Here is a 6411-nt window from a genome sequence, read left to right as displayed (position 1 = left end):
TGTTTTCGATACGCACGAATGCGTCCGCATCGCGGCGAGCACCGGCCGCACCCGATGCGGCGGGAAGCGTCTGGATCATCGTCGTCTCCCTCAACCGCCCGACTTCAGCTGCAGCCACAAACGGTTCTGCATCCGTGCGATGTCGGCGCTTCGCGGCATCGCGAGCGATGTCTTCGCGACCGTCGCGTCGGACAGGTAGATGCTCGGGTCCTGCACGATCGCCGGCGTCACGAATGCGCGCGCGGCCTTGTTGGCGCTCGGATAGAAGATCTCGTTCGTGATCGTCGCGTTGGTCTTCGGATCCTCGATGTAGTTGATCCACTTCAGCGCGGCTTCAGGATGCGGTGCATCCTTCGGAATCGCCATCACGTCGAACCACAGCAGGCCACCTTCCTTCGGATTCACATAGCGGATCTCGTACGACCGCTTCGCGTCCAGCGTGCGCCGCCGCGCGATGCTCACGTCGCCCGACCAGCCGAGCACGATGCACACGTCGTTGTTCGCGAGATCGTCCGCATAGCCGGCCGAGCTGAACTGCGTCACGTACGGGCGAATCTTCTTCAGCACGTCGTAGGCGGCCTGGTAGTCGGCCGGGTTCTTGCTCTCCGGATCCTTGCCCATGTACTGCAGCGCCGCCGCGAACGCGGCGTCCGGTGCATCGAGCAGCGAGATGCCGCAGCCTTTCAGCTTCGCCGCGTTCGCCGGATCGAACAGCAATGCCCAGCTGTCGGTCGGCGCGCTGTCGCCAAGCCGCTTGCGCACGGCTTCGACGTTGTAGCCGATCCCCGTCGTGCCCCACGCCCACGGCACGCCGTACTGGTTGCCGGGGTCGGCCTTCGCGATCATCTTCATCAGCACCGGGTCGAGGTTCGCGAGGTTCGGCAGCTTCGACTTGTCGAGCTTCTGGTACACGCCGGCCTGGATCTGCTGCGCGAGATAGTTCGACGTCGGCACGACGATGTCGTAGCCCGAGCTGCCCGCGAGCAGCTTGGTCTGCAACGTATCGTCGCTGTCGTAGCTGTCGTAGCGCACCTTGATACCCGACTGCTTCTCGAAGGTCGGCACCGTGTCCTTCGCGACGTACTCCGACCAGTTGTACACGTTCAGGTTGGCGTCGCCCGCGCGGGCGGACAGGCTGGCCGCGAGGGCCAGCACCGTCGACGTGACGAGCGCGGCACGCAGGGCCGGTTGACGACGGATACGGATACGCATGGGGATTCTCCTTGTGATGGGGATCGGCCGTTGCGCCCGGTCCGGGTCCGGACTCGCGTCAACGCCGTCAAGCGGTATTCAGCACAAGGGGCAATGTAGAGATCGCGACCCGCAGCGTCAGTCCCGAAAACCGGGACAACCGGCGACGTCGTTCGGGGCTGTTTGGGTAGATTCCCGCGTAGGCAGTCGAAAATATTCGTGATACCTGTAGCGCCACCTGAAATCTTCGACACCCGACGCCATGAGCGCTGCGCTTCCCGCCCCCGATCTCCCGCTGAGCCATGTCGCGTTCGTGACCGAATCGCTGGGCGATATCGCACAAGCGGTCGGAACGCCGCAGTTCATGCGCGCCGTCTACGACACGCTCGTGCGCTACGTCGACTTCGACGCCGTGCACCTCGACTACGAACGCGGCGCGGCCGCGGGCCGGCGCAACGTCGGCTGGATCGGCAGCTTCGGCCGCGAGCCCGAGCTGGTCGCACAGGTGATGCGTCACTACTACCGCAGCTACGCGAGCGACGATGCAACGTACGCGGCGATCGAAACCGAAAGCGACGTGCAGTTGCTGCAGGTGTCCGCGCAGCGCGTCGCGAGCGAACTCCGGCACCTGTTTTTCGACGCCGGCGACATTCACGATGAATGCGTGATCGCGGGCGTGACGGGCGGCACGCGCTATTCGATCTCGATCGCGCGCTCGCGGCGGCTGCCGCCGTTCTCGCTGAAGGAGCTGAGTCTGCTGAAGCACCTGTCGCAGGTCGTGCTGCCGATGGCGTCCGCGCACAAGCGGCTGCTCGGCGCGATCTGCGCCGACGACACGTCGCGCGACGAGCTGGATCTCGACCTCGTCGCGCAATGGCTGCCCGAATGGCAGGAGCGGCTGACCGCGCGCGAGTTGCACGTGTGCGCATCGTTCATCCAGGGCATGACGTCGGCCGCGATCGCGCAATCGATGGGGCTCAAGACGTCCACCATCGACACGTACGCGAAGCGCGCGTTCGCGAAGCTCGGCGTCGAGTCGCGGCGGCAACTGATGACGCTCGTGCTGCGGAACGCGTCGCGACGGCACGACGCGTAGGTCCGGCACATCGGGCTCCTGACGTCGCACCCGTTGCGCGCGCATCTATCTCTGCACCATTTCATAACGATTCGACAATTTATTGGTTCCCTTGACGATGCGCCGTCCGTATCGTTCACCGACTCGTCAGACCAATCGACCAACGGGGGAATCCAACAATGAAACGAATCCGGTCATTCGCACTGCTCGCGCTGCCGGCCGCGCTCTACGCCGCCGGCGCGCACGCGCAAAGCAGCGTCACGCTGTACGGCATTGCCGACGCGGGCATCGCCTACGTACACAACGCGCAGAACGGGAGCGGTGGCAACGCGTCGAGCCTCGTCAAGTTCAGCAGCGGCAACCTGTCGGGCAGCCGCTGGGGGCTGCGCGGCATCGAGGATCTCGGCAGCGGCCTGTCCGCGCTGTTCCAGCTCGAAAACGGCTTCAACATCGGTACCGGCGCACTCGGCCAGGGCGGACGCGAATTCGGCCGCAAGGCCGTCGTCGGCCTCGCGAGCAGCACGTACGGCACCGTGACGCTCGGCCGCCAGTACGATCCGGTCGTCGATCTCGTGCAGGGCCTCACGCAGGACAACTATTTCGGCGGCGTGTTCGCGACGCCGGGCGACCTCGACAACTACGACAACAGCCTGCGCGTCAGCAACTCGGTGAAGTACACGAGCCCGCTGATCTCGGGCTTCCAGTTCGCGGCCCTGTACGGCTTCGGCGGCGTCGCGGGCTCGACCGGCAACGGTCGCACGTACAGCTTCGGCGCGAGCTACGCGAACGGCCCGCTGTCGCTCGGCGCCGGCTTCTTCTACGCGAACGGCGGCACGACGGTCGCCAATGGCGTGCGCACGTGGTCGAGCAGCTCGGACACGCTGTTCAACACCGTGATCAACCAGGGCTTCTCGAGCGCGAAGTCGATCCAGATCGTGCGCGTGGCCGGCCAGTACGTGGCCGGTCCGGCGACCTTCGGGCTCGCGTATTCGAATACGCAGTACGGTGCGGACACACTGTCGGCGTTCAGCCAGAACGCGAAGTTCAACAACGGTTCGGCGTTCTTCAACTGGCAGTTCTCCCCGGCGCTGCGCGCGGGCGTCGGCTACAACTACACGTCGCTGACGGGCCCGGCTTCCGCGCACTACAACCAGGTCAACCTCGGCGCTGACTACGCACTGTCGAAGCGCACCGACCTGTATGCGCTGTTCGGCTATCAGAAGGCGAGCGGCAACACGCTCAACGCGAGCGGCGCGACGGTGAAAGCGGCCGCGTCGGTCGGCTCGTACGGCGTGAACTCCGGCACCGATACGCAGGAACTCGCGATCGTCGGCATTCGCCACAAGTTCTGATCGCGTCGTCGCACGACGACTGCCTGGCAGGCGCGCACCACGGTGCGCGCCTGCGGCGTTTACACTGTCCGACTTCAGGTTCCACACGACGCAAGGAGGCCGGCATGCTGACGGTATGGGGACGACGCAACGCGTTCAACGTCCAGAAGGTGATGTGGCTCGTCGACGAGCTCGCGCTCGCGCATCGGCACGTACCGGCCGGCGGCCGGTTCGGCGTGCTCGATACGCCCGAATTTCTCGCGATGAACCCGCACGGACGCGTGCCGCTGATCGACGACGAAGGCGCCGTCGTATGGGAATCGCACAGCATCCTGCGCTACCTCGCCGCGCGTTACGGACGCCCCGGCTTCTGGCACGACGACCCTGCCGAGCAGTCCCGCGCCGACCGCTGGATGGACTGGGCGCAGACGACGCTTCAACCGGTGTTCCTCAATGGCGTGTTCCGCGGCTACTATCGGACGCCGCCCGAGCAGCGCGACACCGTGCGCGTCGAGCAGAGCATCGCGCAGTGCGCGCAGCATTTCCGGCTGCTCGACGCGGTGCTGGCCGGGCAGCCGTTTCTCGCCGGCGACGCGATCACGCTCGCCGACATCGCGGTCGGCACGCATCTGTATCGCTACTTCGAACTCGACATCGCACGGCCGGACCTACCGCACGTGCAAGCGTGGTACGAACGCCTGCAGACGCGGCCCGCGTATCGCACGCACGTGATGATCCCGTTCGACGACTTGCGCGGCAAGCTCGACTGACAGGCATCGGGCCGGCAACGGAACGGCTTGCCGGAAGGTCTCGAGAACGTTCGACCGTCCGCCTAGTGTCGCCGCATGCCTCCCGCCCCGCCCATGCCGCCGAACCGGTGCATTCCACCGAATTCGTGGCTCGCACCGACCGGGAACGTGCCATGGTGAAAGCCCGCCCCCACCGGGACGCCGAAGCGGCGATGATCGATCGGGTTGAAGTGGTTGACGTGATCGAAGTGGTGGAAGCGATGGAATCGATCGATGAAGATGAAGCTCACGCCCGCGCCGATGAATAGCGGCGGCCCCCAATACCACGGGTCGTCATACGGATAGGCTGCCACCGGATACCACAGCACGCTACCGTCGGCACTTTGCACGATCTGCCAGGTGCCGTCGCTTTGCAGGCACGCGCGCCCGACGATTTGCTGCGCCGTGCCGTCGATGTCCGCTTGCGCGACGACCGCGCGACAGTTCGCGCCGTTGTCCGACGGATCGTCGATCATTTGCGCAAGGACGGACGTGGAAAGACCGAGACAGACGATGCCTGCCACGGATCGAAACAGGTTGCACATGATCGGCTCCTGCGTTGTTGCCCCCGACCACTCGATCCCCGGCGTCGCTGGCGGCGCCCGGTACACCGGTTTGCTTGCACACGATCGATCGCGCGGCGGTCATGGCCCGCCGCGTCTTCGTGCAGGGTCTCCTGACGGCTAAACGATGCGGCCCGTCGGGTTATTCCTGGGGTCTGGATGCGAATGGCCGTGGCCGCAACCGTCGGCACTCGCTGCCGTGCTCAGCGCACGACCGGGCGAGCCGCGACGCGGTAGACAGCCGCTGCCGTGACCCCGAATACCAGATGGGCCACCAGCGTGATCGCGCCGCGAACCGGGATGAACCACGGGAAGATTGCCGTGAAGGCGTACAGGTTGACGCCGTACAGGATGAGGCCGAACGCGCCGCCGGCAAGCAGCGTGGCGCGCAGCGACCATTCATGGACCAGCCGCGCCAGCACGGCCGCATAGGCCAGCGAAAGCGCGGCATGCACGAGGGTCGCCACCCCCATGACCAGCGGATCGAAGCCGCCGGGTGAACCCAGCACGCTGCGCCCCATCACGATCGCTGCCGTGAGGCGCGCATCGCGAAGCAGGTTCCGAACGGCGTCATCGCCGACGATCGCCCAGAGCAGCAGCTCGATGACGGTCGATCCGAGCGCCGCACCGAACGCCGCCCAGAGCATCGGGACCGGACGGATTTGCTTCAATGGTCGTCCACCATCGCGACCGGCGCATGCATGGAGCCGCCGTGCGACATTACGCCGGGCGTTCGCAATCCGACCAGTACGCAAACGGGTCGCGATGCTTCGGATAGTGCTCGTCGAGCCATTTCAGCAATGTCGCGCGAGCGTTGTCCATGTCGGCTTTCAGCGACGACGTCGTGAGTTCGTGCACGTCGACGGACTTTTCGCGGTCGATCACGAAGCAGTTCCAGTCGGGGCCGTCCAGATCCGGATCGTCGGACGCCTTCGACGACTTGCTCCAGCCGAAGCGCTTGCGCGCGTCGATGAAGTAGCGCGGGTGCACTTTCAGATACGACATCTCGCCGCCCTGCAGGCTGCTCTCGGCGCGCAACACGTCGTGTTCGTCGACGATCTGCGTGACTTCCGGAAGGCGGCGCGAGCGCCATCCGGCCGGCAGCGTCGCCACGGCCCGGATGCTGTCGTACGTCCCCCATTCCAGCCCCCATGCTTCGGCCATGCGCTTCATGAACGCATCGGCGCTCGGATAGCCGCGCAGCTGGATCCGGGTCGACAGCGTGACTTCGACGCGGCCGCCGGATGCACTGGACACCTCGTCGCCCGCCGCTTCGAACGGATTGCCGGGGCGCGGCGATGAGCGCGTCGCGTCCGCAGGCGCCATGCCCGAAAACAGTTGATCCAGCGCTGCACGCGCTTTCGACGACTTGTCTGGTCTATTCATCGGTTCCCTTTTCTGCAAATTTGAACCCGTACTTCAATGGTTGGAGACTGGCTCGCCGCCGGCCAAAGGTGTGATTC

Annotated in this window: 7 protein-coding genes; 3 read left to right on the top strand and 4 right to left on the bottom strand. The window is 65.6% G+C overall.

The annotated features are described in order from the left end of the window. Window positions 1–90: 90 nt before the first annotated feature. The gene (locus U5809_RS32405) at window positions 91–1212 is read right to left on the bottom strand and encodes a polyamine ABC transporter substrate-binding protein (protein WP_322089535.1); all 1122 of its coding nucleotides are present in this window, start codon (window positions 1210–1212) and stop codon (window positions 91–93) included. Window positions 1213–1453: 241 nt separating this feature from the next. Here U5809_RS32405 and U5809_RS32400 point away from each other — a divergent pair, with 241 nt between their 5' ends. From U5809_RS32400 to U5809_RS32390, 3 genes are all read left to right on the top strand, one after another. Beyond that, on the top strand, window positions 1454–2287 hold the full coding sequence (locus U5809_RS32400; RefSeq protein ID WP_322089534.1) for a helix-turn-helix transcriptional regulator: 834 nt from the start codon (window positions 1454–1456) through the stop codon (window positions 2285–2287). A 158-nt stretch (window positions 2288–2445) separates the two neighbouring features. Then, window positions 2446–3618, top strand: coding sequence for a porin (locus tag U5809_RS32395; RefSeq protein WP_282512340.1), 1173 nt, complete (start codon window positions 2446–2448; stop codon window positions 3616–3618). Window positions 3619–3722: 104 nt separating this feature from the next. After that, window positions 3723–4367 carry a glutathione S-transferase family protein gene (locus U5809_RS32390; protein WP_282512342.1) on the top strand — a complete coding sequence of 215 codons (645 nt, stop codon included), beginning with the start codon at window positions 3723–3725 and terminating at the stop codon, window positions 4365–4367. A 62-nt stretch (window positions 4368–4429) separates the two neighbouring features. On the opposite strand, the gene U5809_RS32385 is transcribed toward U5809_RS32390, so the two are convergent. The 3 genes from U5809_RS32385 to U5809_RS32375 all read right to left on the bottom strand — a co-directional run bounded on the left by U5809_RS32385 (window position 4430) and on the right by U5809_RS32375 (window position 6334). Then, window positions 4430–4930: a hypothetical protein gene (locus tag U5809_RS32385; protein WP_322089537.1), complete on the bottom strand. Its 501-nt coding sequence runs from the start codon at window positions 4928–4930 to the stop codon at window positions 4430–4432. A 221-nt stretch (window positions 4931–5151) separates the two neighbouring features. Beyond that, window positions 5152–5595 (bottom strand): sodium:proline symporter, encoded by a 444-nt coding sequence (locus tag U5809_RS32380; RefSeq protein WP_415877979.1) that lies wholly within the window; start codon window positions 5593–5595, stop codon window positions 5152–5154. 73 nt (window positions 5596–5668) lie between these two features. After that, window positions 5669–6334, bottom strand: coding sequence for a nitroreductase (locus U5809_RS32375; RefSeq protein WP_322089532.1), 666 nt, complete (start codon window positions 6332–6334; stop codon window positions 5669–5671). Window positions 6335–6411 lie beyond the last annotated feature (77 nt).

The sequence above is a fragment of the Burkholderia sp. BCC1999 genome (assembly GCF_905339975.1).
In the GTDB taxonomy this organism is placed as follows: Bacteria; Pseudomonadota; Gammaproteobacteria; order Burkholderiales; family Burkholderiaceae; genus Burkholderia.
Note: the sequence above shows the minus strand (reverse complement) of the source record. Positions and strands in the feature narration are given on the sequence as shown.